We start from the raw sequence: 15,465 nt of genomic DNA, 5'->3' as shown, positions 1-15,465 counted from the left end.
CTCGGCCCCGACCGCGGCAAGCCTGGTCAAGGTCGCCGCCGGTCTGGCAAACTGGCAATCACAACCGAAAATTAAGAGCCGTCCCGGCTCTCTAATTGTTCCGTGAAAACGGGCGCATCGAAGGAGCCGGGACAGATGTTCTCGGGACTTCTTTGTGCGCCCTCGCAATCAAGAGGAGTCCCATGAAAACTAAAAGGCTGCTGCGGGTGCCACCCGCAGCAATAAGGAGGTTATCGGGGCCGCTGTTCAGTGACCCCGAGGATCTTAAAATTCTCGCAATAGCCGCGCTCGGCGGGTTGGTGGCCATCGCCAAGAATTATTTCTTGGCGGCGACAGGAGTGATCACCAACATGGGGCCGTTCATGACGGCCATCATTATCATGGTGATCAGCTTTTCCATCCAATTCCGGTTATACCGGCCGTCGCTTCGATGCAGCTGGCCGGTATGGAGGTCGGTCCTTGTCCGGGGCATCATCCTGGGAGCGAACAACGTGGCCGCCCTTTACACGTTCCGGTGGATAGCGCCGCAGACGCTGGCGCCGCTGGGTTTTTTTTGCACAGCGGTGTTCACGCTCGGCGGCGACGTCCTTAAGGACGCCAGGAAAGGACGGTATTCAACCGCCGTATGGCCGATCCTGGCCGTGCCCGGAATCGTGGCCCTGATGAACGATCCGGCCCGCCGGAACGGAGCGCACTTCTCTCCTGGTCCAGGGCTCCCCATTCTGGGCCATGAGGTCCCCGGTTGGATCCTGGGCGTCGGCGCCGTGATCATTACGTCGGCAACGTACGCCGTCGGCAATAGGCAGATGGAGGCTCTCGACCGGGATCTCAAGGGAAAGATCAGCACCCTCGCGGCGATTCCCGCGCTCGCCATCCTCGCGGTGGGCGCATCGTCCATGGACGGTGGTTGGAAGGTCCTGACGAGCAACTGGTCAGACCTTCTGCTCTGCGCGGGCGCCGGGGTGGTCGCAACACTGAGCAGTGTGCTGGTGATCAAGGCGTATGAAGGGAACCTTCGAGCGTCGGCGAACGCCATGCTATCGCCCCTCATGACGCTGGCCAGCATCCTCATGGGGATGCTCGTCGAAATGACGGTCCCCGGCCCTCTCGGGTGGCTGGGAATCATCCTCATTGTCGTCGCCTCCTACGGGGCGGCCAAATATCAGAGTCGAAGGAACTCCGACTCTGACTGACCCAATTTTCGGCGGGAAGGGACCACCCCTTCCCGCCGTTTTGGTCAACCCTGCACTGGGCCGGCGCACGGCAACGGCGAAGTGGATGTTTCCCGGCCGTGAATCGGCGTCGCGGCATCCTTGGCAGAAACCCTGCATTCCGGGCGAATCGCGCGAGGGAGGCGTGGGTGTCTTCTCTGAGGTTTCTACTGAGGCAAGATATTTATCGCCTCAGTAGAAACGCCGGAACGAGACGGCCGAGGCGCGGCCGCGGTGGGCCGCGCCGGATCCCATCGGTGCCCAAAGCACCGCCTACCGACACCGAGAATCCCACCAAGGACAGCACCGGAGTACCGGCGACGAACGCCCGTACGGCGTGGTCCTGGTCGGGACGGCCGGGGAACACCGCCCGCCAGTACATGACCGGCGCGACGCCGGCCGGCTCCGAGAACGCGAGAAGCATGGACACCTCGTGGGGTGGTCGATCGGCGGCGTACCGCGCACCACAGCATGGCCGCGCTAGCGGTGCCTGCGGCAGGCGTCGGTTGCTGTCGTTGCTTGTCAGCCGCACCCCGGTTATTCGAGGGCAACCCCGACCCGTACCGCAGGGCTGTTCACGGTGTCGGTGTACGTACTCGCCCGCGAATTGGGTGTGGACGTGGCCTGATCGAATGCCTCCCCGATCGCATCCGGATGGTCGCACCCGACTGAGTTGATCACGCCAGTCGACGGCGACGGGGAACTGTCCGAGGAGTGCGACTGCCCGTACGGCATTGACGGTAACCCGCTGCGTTGCGGACCCGGCATCTTCCCGGCCATGCCTCCCATAGGCTGCACGCATGCCACGCCGCGCTGTCGTCCACACACCGGACCTTTCGTCCGAACAGCTGGCCTCGGCGGCCCGGGCCTGCCCCGTGCTGGCCACCGCCCAGACGCTGGCCGAGTGGGTCGGTGCCGGCCGAGAGGTCACCGCGCGTGGGGTGCTCCGGCCGGCCGCCGCCGTCGAGGCGTGTGACCTGCTCGGTATCGAGGTGCCGTCGCGTAAGCCGCGCAGCGCTTTGGACATCGACGAGCTGATGATGGCGTGGGCGGCGGCGTCCGCGGCCGGGTTCATCGAGGTGACCGGCGGCCGGGTGAGGGCTGGGGCGGCCCTTCAGGCGTGGCTGGACGGGGCGTCGGACACCGTGCTGGCCGTCTGGAGCAGGTGTGTGCTGGAGTCCCTCGGGCTGGTGGGCGAGACGGAGGAGGCGGATCTCGACTACCTGGTCGCCTTGGCCACTCTCCACGAGGGTGGTGGCGTGGCCTCACTCGCCGACCTGGGCGCGAGCATCACAGAACTGATCGGCGACGCCTCGCCCGGCTGCCCGTGCCCGGATTGCACGCCGCAGCCCGGGTACCCGGATGGGATATTTCTTGGGTTTCCCGGCGACCTCGGCATCGAGGTGGATGCCGAGGACACGGTGCAAGCCCTGGGCGAGTTCGGTATCGCCGCCTTGCGGGGCGACGTCGCCGAGTTGACACCGCTCGGCCGCTGGCTCACCGATGTGATCTTCCGCAAGAGCGCCCCGCCGGCGGATATCGATGCCGCGGCTCTGGTCGGTGCGCTGGCTCAGCTTCCCGCCATGGTGGCCGTGCTGATGGCCCGCCCGTGGCTGTCGGCCCGGACCCCTGCCGCAGCCGCCCGCGAACTGCTCACCGCCGGTGAATCCACGTCCGGGCAGGAACGCCTCACCGCCCTCGACCTGGCCCGCGAGTGCGGCCCGCAGGCGGCACCCGCATGGCGAGAGTGGGCGGCCAAGGACGGGTTCGGCGCCTACGCCCGGGTCTGGCTGGCCGAGCAGGACGATAGCGAGCCGGCCGATGCCGATGCGGCATGGATCACCGTGGACACGCTGGTCACCGCGCTGGACGCCCTGCCGCCCGAGCTGCCCGTGGATCTGCTCCCCGCCCTGTTGCAGTCCCAGGTCGGTGACGAGGTGGCAGAGGTCCTGCCGCTGCTGGGCGACTGCGGCCATCCGGACGCGCCCCGGCTCGTCAAACTGCTGAGCGGCGGCCCGACGAACCCGGCCAGGCCACCGGTCGACACGGGAGTGGGCGCGTCAGCACAGGCTCCGGTGCTTCGCCTGGTCCGGGCCGACCCGGGGGACGCCGGTCCGGTCCCGCCCCGTCGCCCAGATCGTTCCGCCGCCGGGTACCAGATCAAGGTTCAGCTGCTCGGGGTGACGAAACCACCGGTGTGGCGGCGCCTCCAGGTACCCGCCGATGTCAGCCTCGACCGGCTCCACGAAGTGATCCAGGCCGCCATGGGCTGGGAGAACAGCCACCTGCACATGTTCTCAGACGGCCGGAGTACCTACGGGCTCCCCGACCGCGAGCTCGACCATCGAGACGAGCGGAAAGTAAGCCTGTCCCAGCTGCTCACCAGTGTCGGCGACAAGATCCGCTACACCTACGACTTCGGCGACGGCTGGGAGCATGATGTCGTGCTGGAGAAGGTCCTGGCGGCCGACGCCGGGGTGACCGGTCCTGTCTGCGCGGCGGGCAAGGGAGCCTGCCCGCCCGAAGACTGCGGCGGTGTCTGGGGGTATGAGGAGCTGAAGGCCACGCTGGCCGATCCGGATGCCGAGGAGCACCAGAACAGGCTCGAGTGGCTGGGCCTGGCCTCGGGCGACGACTTCGACCCCAAGCAGTTCTCCGCCGAGGAGATCAACCGCAGACTCGGCCGCTCATCCTGAGCGATCGATCGCCGTGCACGGCGCACCTACGTCTGTGCCGCGTGGCCGGCGCCGTCGGGGGCGGCTCCGTGGCACTGTCCGGCGTCGGGGCGTCCGGTGTCGAAGTAGGCCACGATGTGAGCGGCGCACTCGGGGACACTGACGGCCGAGGCGTGGACGTCGTCGTCGACGGTCAGCACGGTCCCGCCGATCACGGCTTGCATCTGCTTCGCCCATCCGTACGGCGTGGTCGTCTCGTACTGATGTGCGGACAGTTCGAGCGAGCCGCCCCCGGCCGTCAGCCGCCACGGCCGTACGGGAAGAGGCCATCCAGCGCAGGTCGGTACGAAGTCGGCGTTCCGGCTGGTGACCGGGTAGCGGGCCAGGCGCCGCCGGTAGGCGGTCCACGCGGAGGCGAAGTCACGCCGCCCCGCTTCCTCGTTACAGACCGTCGCCCGGTACATGGCGTTCGCATCCGCTTCCGACGCACCGAGCGGCGGGTTCAACGTCCGAAAGATCATTTCAACCACGGGCGACGCGACGGGGCCGGGCTCATCCGTCAGCGCCTTGAGCGCCTCTGCGGCCAGTTCCCAGTGCCCGCTCGCCTGGGATGCCAGGCCGGCGATCACCCCACCGTCGACGAAGGCGTGAGCGTTCCTCTTGGGATCGGCGTCATAGGCGCGCTCGAGACGCAGCACGGCGGCCTTGACCGCCTCGGGCGTGGTGCCGAGCCCGTACCTGGCGTTCCGCTTCGCGATCCACGCGGCCTGCCGGGAGAAGTTCTGCTCCGTAACCTGAGCGGTGGTGTCCGCGTAGGCGTCCAGCCGGAAGTCCGGTCCCATCACGCTGTCCAGCCACATCCGGGCCACGTTGTGGGGGAACAGGCTGCGGTAGTGCGCGCCGAGCGCGGTCCCCCACGAGGTGCCGAGATAGCTGATCGTGGTCTCCCCCAGCGCGGCGCGGATCTGATCGAGGTCGCGCGCCACGTCGGCGGTGGTCAGCTGGGAAAGGAAGGCGGGGTCGTGTTTCGCGCACGCCTGGTTGGCCGCGACCTGCCGTGCGTACGCCTGCCGGGCGGCCCGCTCGGTCAGTGGCCCGTGCGGCGGTGTGACCGCATCTCTCAGTTCCGGGCAGTCGACCTTGCTGCTGCGGCCGACCCCGCGGGGATCGAAACCGATCATGTCGTACCGCGCGTTCAGCCGCATGTTCGTGGGGCTCCGCGTGATCAACTTGACCGGCATCAGGTAGCCGCTGGCGCCGGGACCGCCGGGATTGACCGCCAGGCTGCCCAGCCGGTGCGCCGGGTCGGTGGCCCGCAGCCTGGTCACCGCGATGCTGATCTTCCGCCCGGTCGGCTGGTCATAGCTCAGCGGAACGCGCAGGGTCCCGCACTCCATGCGGGCCATCAGGCTCCGGAAACGAGGGATCTGATCGTCCCGCACGCGGAGTGCATCGAGGTCGTAGCGCGGGCAGGTCTGCCAGGTGATGCCGGTGGCGCGATAGTGCGGCCTCGCGACCGCGGCGGTCGCAGGGAGCGTCACCAGAGCGGCCGCGCCGATGATCGGAACGCCCACTGCCGCGAGCAGGCGGTCGCGACCGGTCTTGTGTCGCGATGATTCATGCGACGGGGGCCATGGCATGAGGATGCTCCTCGGGGGATCTTGTGGAGCACGCCCGTCTCATCGACGGCGCCCGGCGGCGCGGCCGTTCAGGAGCGGCGACTCTCCGTGATGGCAAAAACTTGCATCATCAGGACATGTATGGACAGATCTTGACACAACCTACCAGCGTCTCTCTCCTGGTCGGCTCACCGAAGGCGGCGATCGTCAAGAAACGATGGCTTTTTGAGGGCCGTTGCGGGTAGGTGGAGGCCACAGAGTGGGGTAGGTCACGGCGGAGAAGGGCCGCCCGGGGTGCAAACGCCCACGATCTTGGGGCAGTGCCGGCCTGCGCTCGACGGGGGGTCGCGTCGTGCGGAGTGAAGGAGATCCGCGATGGTTGCGATCGATGGTTCCGTGGCGTTGGTGACCGGCGGTCAACGCGGCATCGGCAAGGCATTCGTCGAGGCGCTGCTGCGACGCGGTGCGAAAAAGGTCTACGCGACCGCGCGCAAGCCCAACCCCAGCCCGGACCCGCGCGTGGATGCCGTTCCTCTCGATGTCACCGATCCGGACGCGATCTCGGCTCTGGCCGACCGTGCCCGTGACGTGAACATTGTTGTCAACAACGCGGGAGTCCTGTTCCCGTCGCCGCTGCTGAAGGCGGACATGGCCGACGTGGTGGCGACGTTCGAGACCAACGTGTTCGGGGCATTGCGGGTTGCACGCGGCTTCGCCCCGGTCCTGGCGGCGAACGGTGGCGGCGCGCTGGTCGACATGCACTCGGTGTTCTCCTGGAGTGCCGGCTCGGGCGCCTACGGCGCCTCGAAGGCCGCGTTGTGGTCGATCACGAACTCCCTCCGGATCGAACTGGCCCCGCAGAAGACCCAGGTCGTCGGCGTGCACCTCGGTTTCGCCGACACCGACATGGTCGCGGGAATCCCGACCCACAAGATCTCCCCAGCCGAGGTTGCCGAAGCGGTCATGGACGGCATCGAGGACGGCAGCAACGAGGTCCTCGTCGACGCCCTGACCAGGCAGATGAAGGCGGCGCTCGCCGGGCCGGCGGAGGGCCTCACCGTTCCCACCGGGCGCTGAGCATGGCCAACACCCGCTCCTGACCGCCGTCGCCCGCAAAGGACACAGCAATGCCCCTATGGAACATCTACCATCCAGTCGGCACCTATACCGCCCGGCAGAAGCTTGAATTCGCCGCAGAGGTCACGGAATTCTACGTCCAGCGCGGTCTGCCGAAGTTCTACGTCGTCACCCTCTTCCACGAGATCCCCGAATCCTCGTTCCTGGTCGGCGCAGAACCGTCGACCACCACCGTCCGCATCGTGATCGAGCACATCGCTCGCCACGCGAAGGATCCCGCCGCACGAAAGCAAACCGCCGAGATCCTGAACCGCCTACTGGCTCCCCACACCCTGGACCGCGGCCTGCACTGCGAGTTCCACATCGACGAGACCCCCCGGGATCTATGGATGATCGACGGGCTATGGCCTCCCCCCACAGGCAGCGAAGCCGAACAGCTCTGGGTGCGCGAGAACCGGCCGTTTCCCTACTGACAGAGATGATGTAGGTGAGCACCTCTACATGCCGCCCTGCCCCCGGTCAAGACGACAGGACGACGGCGGTACGGCTCCAAGGCCATCGCGGCAGCCGCCCATGGCCACCTGCCTGGCCGACCTCCTCTGAAGGCGAAGGACTTCCCCGGCGGTGCGGAGGTTTCGAGCACCAAGGTGACGCAAGCCGCCAGATATCGGCATATTTCTGGCGGTGTGATTCGTCGCCGGATCTCGGACGAGGATCCCTCATGGGCATCAACGCCGTTCTGGCCGTTTCCGGTCAGGCAGCAGCGCGCCCGAAACGGTCATAATGTCAGTGCCTACAGCCCGCATCGATGCGGATGATCAGCGGCTATCTGAGAGAGTTGCTTCTTTGAAGCCAGCTCGCCGCCATATGAAGGCTAGTGAACCATGATGACCACGCGTCCGAGTTGTACCTTCACCTCGCTGAATCGACTGTGAGAAGGTAAGACGATCACTAGGATGGGCCAGGTTAACAGTTGGAGGACAGAACCAATGGCGGACGCCCCACAGCGCGAGGTTCTCGAGGAACACTTCCAGAACATGCCGCTGGACGTCGAGGCCGAGACCGACGGCGAGGACGAGGAGCGTGGCCTGCCTTGGGAGCCTGACGCCATCCGGGTGAGCTCCCGCAACTTCTCGCTCCGAAACGTCCTCGACATGATCGAGGAGAAAGAGCTGGAGCTTGCACCTGACTTCCAGCGCAACCAGGTATGGAAGCTCCCCCAGAAGTGTGGGCTCATCGAGTCGATCCTGCTACAGATTCCTTTGCCCGCGTTCTACTTCGCGCGGGACAAGGACGGCACCATGAAGGTCATTGACGGGCTCCAGCGACTGTCGACGGCTTTCGACTTCGCGCGGAGGAACGCCTACGCGCTTGGCCACCTTGAATATCTTACCGCCGAAGAGGGCAAGCACTTCGACGAGCTGTCCCCAGTATGGCGGCGTCGTTTCAACCAGACCCAACTCGTAGTCCATGTCATCGACCCGCAGACACCTTCGCAGGTCAAGTACGACATCTTCAAACGGATCAATACAGGCGGCACGCCGCTGAACGCGCAGGAAATCAGACACTGCCTAACAAGCGATCGCTGCCGAGACTTCCTGAAGCGCTGTGCCAGCACCAGAACGTTCCTGTCGACTGTGGGCGAGAACTTCCGGGATCACGTACGGATGGTAGATCGCGAACTGGTGTTGCGATTCTGCGCATTCCGGCTGCTCGGCCCGGATGCCTATCGCGGCGCCATGGATCCTTATCTCGATGAAGCCGCAGCGTGGATCGACGATCCAGGCCGAACGACCTCGGAGGATCTTGACCGACTGGCAGCGGACTTCAAGAGGGCGATGACGGGGGCCTATGCGGTGTTCGGGGAGCACGCCTTCCGCAAGTGGCCCATCGACAAGGACCGGCTGTTCCCGTTGAACCGTCCGCTGTTCGAAAGCTGGGCGGTGGCGTTCGCGGAGGCCGACCAAGCTGGAATCGCGATCGATGCTCAGCGAGTCGTTGATGGAGCCCGGGCACTAATGACGGACGACCAGGAGTACGTCGACGCGATCAGTACCTCGACCGGTAGCACCGCAAAGGTCAAGTACCGCCTGGCCAAGGCCAAGGCTCTGGTGATGGGAGAATGATCAAGCGGCTGAGCGTCCAGAACTTCAAGAGGTTTCTCGACCTATCCTTGCCGCTGCGCCCCCTGACCGTTCTCACCGGACTAAACGGTTCCGGTAAAAGCACACTGATCCAGTCGTTGCTGCTTGCCCGCCAAGTCGCATACCAGCCAGACGCTCAGGTGGTGGCCCTCAACGGGTTTCTCGGGCTCGCGCTCGGCGAGGCCTCGGATGTTCAGCACCCCGAAGCGGACGAGACGGCCGAGATCTCTATACGGCTTGATATCGATGACGGGCTCCCGGTGGAGTTCAGGTTCGCGGCACCCGGTGGCCGCTCTCTCAACCTCGCCGTCGTCGATCCACGGCCGTCGACTCCAACCATTTTGGGCGGGCATGGAGCCGCGTTCACCTATCTGTCCGCAGAGCGGCTGGGCCCCCGGGACCAACTACAGGTCACGGCAGAGGATGTCGCCCACCTTGGGGTTGGCGAGCAGGGACAGTACACCGGCCAAGTACTCGCAGTCCATGAGAACGACCCCGTTCGCGCGGATCTGCTGCATCCGCGCACTGAAGAGCATGGTGTTACGACCCTGCGGGCCCAGGTCGAGGACTGGGCGACAGACATCATCCGGCCGATCCGGGTGACCGCGCAATGGCCGGTGGGCATCGCGGCCAGCGTGATTCGGTATCAGGAGCCCGGCTCCCTGCTTGATGGCATCCGCCCACCCAACATGGGGTTTGGTGTCTCGTACGCGCTGCCAATCATCGTGGCCGGGCTGTTGGCACCCATTGGCGGGTTGTTCATCGCGGAAAACCCGGAGGCGCACCTGCACCCGGCCGGCCAGTCGCGGATAGGACGTTTTCTTGGCCTGATGGCGGGCGCCGGCGTTCAAGTCATCGTAGAGACACATAGCGACCACGTGCTCAACGGGATTCGGCTTGCCGCGGTGGCTGACGAGAGCATTGCCACCACAGATACCATCTTTCACTTCTTCAATGGCACCGAACCGGTCGCGATCGAGATGACCGAGCGCGGCGGATTGACGGAATGGCCCGACGGCTTCTTCGACCAACTGGAAAATGACCTCGGAGGTCTCGCCCGTGCCCAACGACGCTGACCCCCCGCGCGTCGTCATTGATGAGAGCACCTTCGATTTCAGGAGGCTGTCGCCAGATCAGCTCTCCGCTCTCTTAGACCGGTTCAACGACGAGCTGACCGAACTCAAGGCGATGGGCTGCCCCGCCTGGAAGCCGCCGATGTTCGAAAACGCATCCTGCCATGACGAGCATGAGCTGTACGACTACCTGACCTCGGAACCCGGATCAGGAGTCGACCGCGACGTCCGCAATCGGTTCTACAGTCTCATACAAAAATGCCCAGAGTGGGACGCTTCTGCCCCTACTTGCGATGAAGTAGCACTGGGTGATGGGCCACCGATCACAGCATGGTCTGTCGCGTACGCTCTCACCTCAACACTGAGGGGTCAGGGGGTCGCTTGCCTGGTCTTGGCCTCCTCACGGCATCGCAGTTTCGTCACGGCGACCACTTTGGCCGAAGAAGCCCAGCTGTACTTCTTCGCAGATAATTCAAAACTCCCCCCCTTCTGGAGGTTCCTCTACGAACTGGAAAACGTCCCGGAAGGCAAGTTCTTCGAGCTTACCGTCCGCGCTTTTCCGAAACTGATCTTCCACGAAGATCTTACGTTCAAGAGGTTCGAGGGCTCCTATCGAGACCTCCGATCGCAAATCGTCAGGCAACTCGCAGATCTCAATGACCACTTTCTCGCTGCACACACGGCCGCATTAGGCAGGGCAAATGAAGTCAATGCAATACTAATGTCCCGCGGGTCCACCCGGGTATCGCCTGAGAGCCCTAAGACACATCAAAACGCGAAGGCCATGCGCGAGCGCTACGTCTGGCACGAGGGTCGAGAGGTCTGTTGTGAGTGGCACTCTAAGATCGAGGGCCACCGTAATCGCATCCATTTCGCCTTTGGCGACGAGTTCGGTGACCGGATCCTGATCGGAATCTTCGTCGATCATCTGACCACTTGACCGTTCCGTCGCGGCCGACGGGCCCGCGCGCGCCGGAGCCTCCGGCCAGGAGACGGTGTCCATCCGCAGCACCGCAGATCCCAAAGCCGACTACACCCGACTGTGCGCGCTGGTCGCCCACTCGGAGGCGCGTACGCGCGGGCGGCGACACTCAAGGAGCGCCGAAGATCCGATCCGGCTCGCCACCGCTCGCCGCGCGGTCCTGCGCTGTGAGAACCCGGAATGCGGTCGCCCGGCTCCGGACGTCAACGATCGCGGAGAGCCGATCCTGGAGGTCGACCACATCGACCAGCTCGCCGACGGCGGCCGCGACCATCCGATCCAGATGATCGCACTATGCCCCGACTGCCATGCGGTCAAGACACGAGGCCGCACTCGCCACCGACTCACCCCCTGCTGGCGCGGACAGCGCGCGAGCTGCATGACCGGTGGAACACCGCCGAGATGTGATCGCCTGACAACCGACTGCTCACGCCAAGCGGCGCGCCGACGGGACGTGGCAGCTCCTCCTGCCCGCCCGCGCGTTCGGGGAGAACGGCCTGCCCCTGGCCAAGCTCGGCTCCTTCGTCGTCCTCGGCAGTGACGTCATCCACGTGTGGTGCACGGACGAGCGACTACGGCACGAGCCCTCCATCGGGTGTCGCCTCGTCGGCGGATTGCCGGACTGCGGGTCGTCGATTCTCAGCCGGAAAATGCAGACCGCAAAATAGGGGCGTCGAGATGGATGCCGCATTGGTTCTCAGGTCCTGCTGAACCCAGAAACCACAGGACCAATCGCGATTCCGTGGAACCGTGCTCCTCTGGCCCGCGTCTGATGGGCTGTCGACTCCGGTTCAAGCTGCTCTTTCGCGAGCGTTCGGCGTGGATCGCTTCCGGTGAAGTGAGCGAGAACACATCAACTCAATTAAGTCGGAAGGTGGAATACTGGCGCGGATAGCCGCCGTGGAGGTATGGTCATCTCCGCCGGGATCTCGCTCCGATCAACAAGGCAACTTTTCCCGCTCGCGATGTCCACATCGTGAGATCGCTGGAATGCCCTGCCTAAGGCAATAGCCCGGCACAAGAACTCCATTCCCCGTCGGTGCCATAAGGACGCCCGTGTCGGGTCGTGAACGACCCAACGCGCGTTCTTTCGACACTCGGCTAATCAGTGCTGCTCTTTACTGAGAGGATGTCTCACAAATGAAGAAGGTTCTGTTGACGGGCGCGGCGGTCACCGCGTTCGCGATTTCCGGTCTCGGGCTGGCGGGCTCCGCGTCGGCCGCGCCGGTCACCACGGCGGGGACCAGCTACTGCCACCTGACGATCACGGCGAAGACCAACGTCAGGATCCACAAGAAGCCGAGCATGTCGAAGAAGGGCAACCCCATCCTCGGCATGTTCCTCAAGGGGCACCACTCCTGCTCGCCCCACGCCATCAAGGGCGGCGGGTACAGGTTCTCGGGCACCTGCAAGACGTACGGCACCGACCACTACTGGAACGCGCTCTACAAGAAGAGCCACGGCAAGTGGGTGCGGATCGGTTACGTTCCCAACAGCTGCACCAACTGGAAGCTGGCCAAGTAAGACCGTATGAGACCGCCTGTTGTCATCAGGAGACGGCCGCTCCTGGCGACGGCATCGGCGAGCGAGTAGGGGGGTCGGGTCGACCGACCCTCCTACTCACACCACCGGACATGCGGGCCAGTCACGGATCTTGCCCGGCACCCGGTTGATGCCGTTGATCGTGTACGACGCCGCGCCATTGCCCGAGCGGTTGGCGTACACGTTCGCCGTCCGGAGCACGATGCCCGTGTCGTCGACAGCGAGGACCGTACGGCCCGGTGCCGGCACAAGCCACATGTCGCGGCCCTTCTCCTCGTTGAGGTCGAGTGGGTAGGGGAACGGTCTCACCCGCCGCGACGATCTGGTGAAGAACGGCCAGATGGCATGCCAGTCAGCCACGGTGGCATTCCTGATCAGCACGCCGACCAGAGTAGAAGGCGGTGGGCGTCCCACGGTGTGTCGTGGGACCGATCGGTCAGGTCGCGAGCCGGCGATTGCGGTCGGTCGGGTCGCGCGCCGGCGGTGGCCGCCCGACGTGGGGCGGGCGGTCCGGACCAGGGTCGGATGTCCCTTTGTGGCTAAGCTCCCGCCTCATGTCCATTCGCTTTAACCAGACCGGCTGGGAGCAACTGAAGCCCGGCGCCTACCGGAACTCCGACGGCGACATCGCCGAGCTGCACGGCTTCGACATCCCTCCCAACCTCGCAGCGCCACTGGAGGACCTGGACGCGCTCCGGCGCGACACGGTGGCACGCACGGCCGCCTCCGGCGGAGGCCTGATCGAACTCGACCCGGTCACCCTGCACGGCCTCCCCGCGTTCCAGGAGATCGTCAAGCTGCCTCTGCCCGACCGGCCCGGCGTGGCCTACATCGCGTCCTTCACCCTGCCACGGGCCGACCGCAGCCTGGTCTTCAAGTTCCTGTGCGTCGAACAGGGCGTGACCGGGATGCGGGACTCGACGGCGTTCGACCGCTTCATGGCCGAGCACGGAAAGGGCCGCACCCCTGACGAGATGATGCGGTACTGGGCCCAGCACCCGTACGCGCCCGAGGTCCAGGGCGGCCTCCCGCGCAACTGGTCTGAGGATCCGTGGTGGGACCAGCACTTCCCCCAGCATCCGCTGTCCCGCGCCCGCCGGCTCCTCCAGACCATGGCCCCGACGATCGAGGTACACCCGGATTTCCACGCGGCACCGCCCTGGCGCGGTTAGCCTTCGGCGCCCGAACGGGTCTCGCGTCGCAGGTGAGGAGCCGCTGCCCTCCAGGCGAACGGCTCGCATCAAGTGGGCAACGTCTCGCCGGGAAGGTTCGCGATTTTACGATCTTTACTATGGAACGTTCTTAGGATGCTCGCATGGCGGAGATCATCGACTACGGACGGTTCGCCGAACGGCTCGCCCAGGAACGCCCGCGCTGGGAGTTGCTGGACGAGGTGCAGCGCGAGTGGGGATACGAGGATCCCGGCGGCGAGCCCCTCGTGACGCGAGAAGGCGAGGCGCCGGGGTACGAGCTCGACGAGTCCCATCCCATCCCGGCGGCGCTCGTGGAATGGTGGGACTCCCCCGTCAACTCCTTCGCCTTCCGGCCGCGCCTGTACTGGACGCACTCCCAGTGGCCGCCGTCCGCGACCGACACGGTCGCGGATCCGCCGGGTGACGAGATCCGCGTCATCATGGCCGAGTACCAGTACGTCAACCAGTGGGGTTACCTCGCTTCCGAGGCGCACCTTCCCGACCCGAAGGTCATGGTCAACACCCATGACGGCTGGGTGGTACAGAGCCGGTCCATCTCGGAGTTCTTCCTGCAACTCGCCATGGAACGGCTCCCCGCGCACTTCGGCTGGACCCTGCGGGTCCGCCGAACCGTCGTGGACGGCGACCCCGCGATCGTCGAGCGGCTCCAGGCGTCGTACCGGGAGCTGGGCCTGCCGCCCTGGCAGGAGATGGGCACCGACGCCCTGTCGTACGGGGCTCCGGACGCCCTCATCCGCCACGGCCGGGGCCCGGGCGCCGACTTCGCGATCGTGATCCAGGGCCGGACCCGCGAGGCCGTCGTCCAGGTCGCGGAGACCCTGGGCCTCACCTGGACGGACAAGGAGCTCGGGGCACCGAGCGAGGTGCCGTCCCCCGTCGAGGACCTCGGCCCCGCGTCCTTCAGGGAGGGCAGTACCGAATACCGGCTCCGCTGGACGGCCATCTCGACGGCGGCCACACCGCCGGTTCCGGCCATTTCCGACATCCCCGGCCTCGCCGAACTGCCAGGACGTACCGTGGCCGCCGCCGGCCAGGACGGGACGACGGCCGTCGCGGGAGACTCCACCGGCCGTGTCCACGTCTGGGCGACAGACGGCCCGGAGACCCGGGCGCTGCATCGCGCGCCGGTGACGGCCGTCACCTGCTATCAGCCAGAAGACGGCGGCCGCGCGGTCGTGAGCGGCGACGCCCATGGGGTGCTCCGGTATTGGGCGACCGCCGGCGAACCGTTGCGGGGGCCATTCGCCCGGCGAAGGTCACCGGTCGCCGCGCTCACGTCCGCGCGCCTGGAGACCGGCCCGGCCCTGGCCGCCGCCTGGGCGGACGGGCTGACGCGAGTCTGGGACCTGCGCACCATGGACGTCGCGGACCTGCCGATCGGGACCGGCATCGAGGCCGTCACCCTGGCCTCCGACGGTGTGCTGTTCGTGACCACCGGCCAGGGCACCGCGACACTCCGGCTCGACCTGGACCGACTGTGGCCGACCCGCAGGCTACGGCTGCGGCTCGACGAGATCGACTGGGCGTCCCTATGGTCGAATCGCGGCCCCGCATACGAGGTCCCGGGCCTGATCGCCAAGGTGGCCGGCGACGACGAGGACGCGGCTCAGGCTGCGGTCAAGAGGCTCTACGAGCTCCTGGTCTCCAAACACGATTCCGTCAAAGCGGCCGCCCCCGCAGTGCCGTTCCTGGTCGAGCGGATGCTCATCCCCACCAACCGGGCGCGCAACACCCTGCTGCTCCTCATCGCCGACATCGCCGACGGCCCCGGCGAGGAACGCGAGGCCGTCATAGCCGCAGTCCCCTCCCTGCTTCACCTGCAGGATGACGAGCACCCGTCCATCCGATGGGCAGCAGGAGAGCTCATACGCATCTGCGGCGTCCCGACCGCCTGAGGCTTCGCTTCCGGATTCCGCTCTTCGCCTGAG

General features: G+C 66.0%; 16 protein-coding genes. 12 read left to right on the top strand and 4 right to left on the bottom strand.

The features are described 5' to 3' along the window. Positions 1-182 precede the first annotated feature (182 nt). Positions 183-1,193, top strand: coding sequence for a DMT family transporter (locus tag NE236_RS25405; protein ID WP_252844647.1), 1,011 nt, complete (start codon positions 183-185; stop codon positions 1,191-1,193). Between the two features lie 202 nt (positions 1,194-1,395). Here the strand turns inward: NE236_RS25405 and NE236_RS25400 are convergent, their stop codons facing one another. Then, a complete protein-coding gene (locus tag NE236_RS25400; protein ID WP_252844646.1) occupies positions 1,396-1,635 on the bottom strand; it encodes a hypothetical protein in 240 nt (79 codons plus the stop codon). Between the two features lie 376 nt (positions 1,636-2,011). On the opposite strand from NE236_RS25400, the gene NE236_RS25395 reads away from it, so the two are divergent. Next, positions 2,012-3,907, top strand: coding sequence for a plasmid pRiA4b ORF-3 family protein (locus tag NE236_RS25395; RefSeq protein WP_252844645.1), 1,896 nt, complete (start codon positions 2,012-2,014; stop codon positions 3,905-3,907). Between the two features lie 26 nt (positions 3,908-3,933). Here NE236_RS25395 and NE236_RS25390 read toward each other — a convergent pair whose 3' ends face one another. Beyond that, entirely contained in the window at positions 3,934-5,460 is a 1,527-nt protein-coding gene (locus tag NE236_RS25390; protein ID WP_252844644.1) for an alpha/beta fold hydrolase, read from the bottom strand. A gap of 420 nt (positions 5,461-5,880) precedes the next feature. Here NE236_RS25390 and NE236_RS25385 point away from each other — a divergent pair, with 420 nt between their 5' ends. The 6 genes from NE236_RS25385 (at position 5,881) to NE236_RS25365 (ending at position 10,739) form a co-directional block, all read left to right on the top strand. Further along, entirely contained in the window at positions 5,881-6,582 is a 702-nt protein-coding gene (locus NE236_RS25385) for an SDR family oxidoreductase (RefSeq protein WP_252844643.1), read from the top strand. 50 nt (positions 6,583-6,632) lie between these two features. Beyond that, positions 6,633-7,055, top strand: a complete 423-nt coding sequence (locus tag NE236_RS25380) for a tautomerase family protein (protein ID WP_252844642.1) — start codon at positions 6,633-6,635, stop codon at positions 7,053-7,055. 36 nt (positions 7,056-7,091) lie between these two features. After that, positions 7,092-7,400 (top strand): ScoMcrA-related endonuclease, encoded by a 309-nt coding sequence (locus tag NE236_RS45555; RefSeq protein WP_504915089.1) that lies wholly within the window; start codon positions 7,092-7,094, stop codon positions 7,398-7,400. A 171-nt stretch (positions 7,401-7,571) separates the two neighbouring features. Continuing rightward, positions 7,572-8,708 carry a DUF262 domain-containing protein gene (locus NE236_RS25375; RefSeq protein WP_252844641.1) on the top strand — a complete coding sequence of 379 codons (1,137 nt, stop codon included), beginning with the start codon at positions 7,572-7,574 and terminating at the stop codon, positions 8,706-8,708. Further along, a complete protein-coding gene (locus NE236_RS25370; RefSeq protein ID WP_252844640.1) occupies positions 8,705-9,802 on the top strand; it encodes a DUF3696 domain-containing protein in 1,098 nt (365 codons plus the stop codon). The genes NE236_RS25375 and NE236_RS25370 overlap by 4 nt, the downstream gene beginning before the upstream one ends. After that, positions 9,765-10,739 (top strand): hypothetical protein, encoded by a 975-nt coding sequence (locus NE236_RS25365; protein WP_252844639.1) that lies wholly within the window; start codon positions 9,765-9,767, stop codon positions 10,737-10,739. Before NE236_RS25370 ends, NE236_RS25365 begins: the two co-directional genes overlap by 38 nt. A 151-nt stretch (positions 10,740-10,890) precedes the next feature. On the opposite strand, the gene NE236_RS25360 is transcribed toward NE236_RS25365, so the two are convergent. Continuing rightward, on the bottom strand, positions 10,891-11,055 hold the full coding sequence (locus NE236_RS25360; RefSeq protein ID WP_252844638.1) for a hypothetical protein: 165 nt from the start codon (positions 11,053-11,055) through the stop codon (positions 10,891-10,893). On the opposite strand from NE236_RS25360, the gene NE236_RS45210 reads away from it, so the two are divergent. Both NE236_RS45210 and NE236_RS25355 read left to right on the top strand, forming a co-directional pair. Continuing rightward, the gene (locus tag NE236_RS45210) at positions 11,005-11,322 is read left to right on the top strand and encodes an HNH endonuclease signature motif containing protein (RefSeq protein ID WP_372494440.1); all 318 of its coding nucleotides are present in this window, start codon (positions 11,005-11,007) and stop codon (positions 11,320-11,322) included. The two genes, NE236_RS25360 and NE236_RS45210, sit on opposite strands and share 51 nt — an antisense overlap. Before the next feature lie 599 nt (positions 11,323-11,921). Next, on the top strand, positions 11,922-12,305 hold the full coding sequence (locus NE236_RS25355) for a hypothetical protein (protein WP_252844637.1): 384 nt from the start codon (positions 11,922-11,924) through the stop codon (positions 12,303-12,305). A 96-nt stretch (positions 12,306-12,401) separates the two neighbouring features. Here NE236_RS25355 and NE236_RS25350 read toward each other — a convergent pair whose 3' ends face one another. Then, positions 12,402-12,683 carry a hypothetical protein gene (locus tag NE236_RS25350; RefSeq protein WP_252844636.1) on the bottom strand — a complete coding sequence of 94 codons (282 nt, stop codon included), beginning with the start codon at positions 12,681-12,683 and terminating at the stop codon, positions 12,402-12,404. Positions 12,684-12,877: 194 nt separating this feature from the next. On the opposite strand from NE236_RS25350, the gene NE236_RS25345 reads away from it, so the two are divergent. Beyond that, the gene (locus NE236_RS25345) at positions 12,878-13,495 is read left to right on the top strand and encodes a hypothetical protein (protein WP_252844635.1); all 618 of its coding nucleotides are present in this window, start codon (positions 12,878-12,880) and stop codon (positions 13,493-13,495) included. Between the two features lie 143 nt (positions 13,496-13,638). After that, complete coding sequence (locus tag NE236_RS25340; protein WP_252844634.1) at positions 13,639-15,432, top strand: WD40 repeat domain-containing protein; 1,794 nt, start codon at positions 13,639-13,641, stop codon at positions 15,430-15,432. Positions 15,433-15,465 lie beyond the last annotated feature (33 nt).

This window comes from Actinoallomurus purpureus, from assembly GCF_024055795.1.
GTDB lineage: Bacteria > Actinomycetota > Actinomycetes > Streptosporangiales > Streptosporangiaceae > Actinoallomurus > Actinoallomurus purpureus.
This window is presented reverse-complemented; position numbering and strand designations above follow the sequence as displayed.

Bases quoted from the DNA above. Each gene is read 5' to 3' on its own strand.
- NE236_RS25365 (WP_252844639.1), top strand. From the start codon at position 9,765: ATGACCTCGGAGGTCTCGCCCGTGCCCAACGACGCTGACCCCCCGCGC.
- NE236_RS25385 (WP_252844643.1), top strand. From the start codon at position 5,881: ATGGTTGCGATCGATGGTTCCGTGGCGTTGGTGACCGGCGGTCAACGC.
- NE236_RS25380 (WP_252844642.1), top strand. From the start codon at position 6,633: ATGCCCCTATGGAACATCTACCATCCAGTCGGCACCTATACCGCCCGG.
- NE236_RS25370 (WP_252844640.1), top strand. From the start codon at position 8,705: ATGATCAAGCGGCTGAGCGTCCAGAACTTCAAGAGGTTTCTCGACCTA.
- NE236_RS25340 (WP_252844634.1), top strand. From the start codon at position 13,639: ATGGCGGAGATCATCGACTACGGACGGTTCGCCGAACGGCTCGCCCAG.
- NE236_RS25400 (WP_252844646.1), bottom strand. From the start codon at position 1,635: ATGCTTCTCGCGTTCTCGGAGCCGGCCGGCGTCGCGCCGGTCATGTAC.
- NE236_RS25375 (WP_252844641.1), top strand. From the start codon at position 7,572: ATGGCGGACGCCCCACAGCGCGAGGTTCTCGAGGAACACTTCCAGAAC.
- NE236_RS25395 (WP_252844645.1), top strand. From the start codon at position 2,012: ATGCCACGCCGCGCTGTCGTCCACACACCGGACCTTTCGTCCGAACAG.
- NE236_RS25355 (WP_252844637.1), top strand. From the start codon at position 11,922: ATGAAGAAGGTTCTGTTGACGGGCGCGGCGGTCACCGCGTTCGCGATT.
- NE236_RS25360 (WP_252844638.1), bottom strand. From the start codon at position 11,055: ATGGTCGCGGCCGCCGTCGGCGAGCTGGTCGATGTGGTCGACCTCCAG.
- NE236_RS25345 (WP_252844635.1), top strand. From the start codon at position 12,878: ATGTCCATTCGCTTTAACCAGACCGGCTGGGAGCAACTGAAGCCCGGC.
- NE236_RS25405 (WP_252844647.1), top strand. From the start codon at position 183: ATGAAAACTAAAAGGCTGCTGCGGGTGCCACCCGCAGCAATAAGGAGG.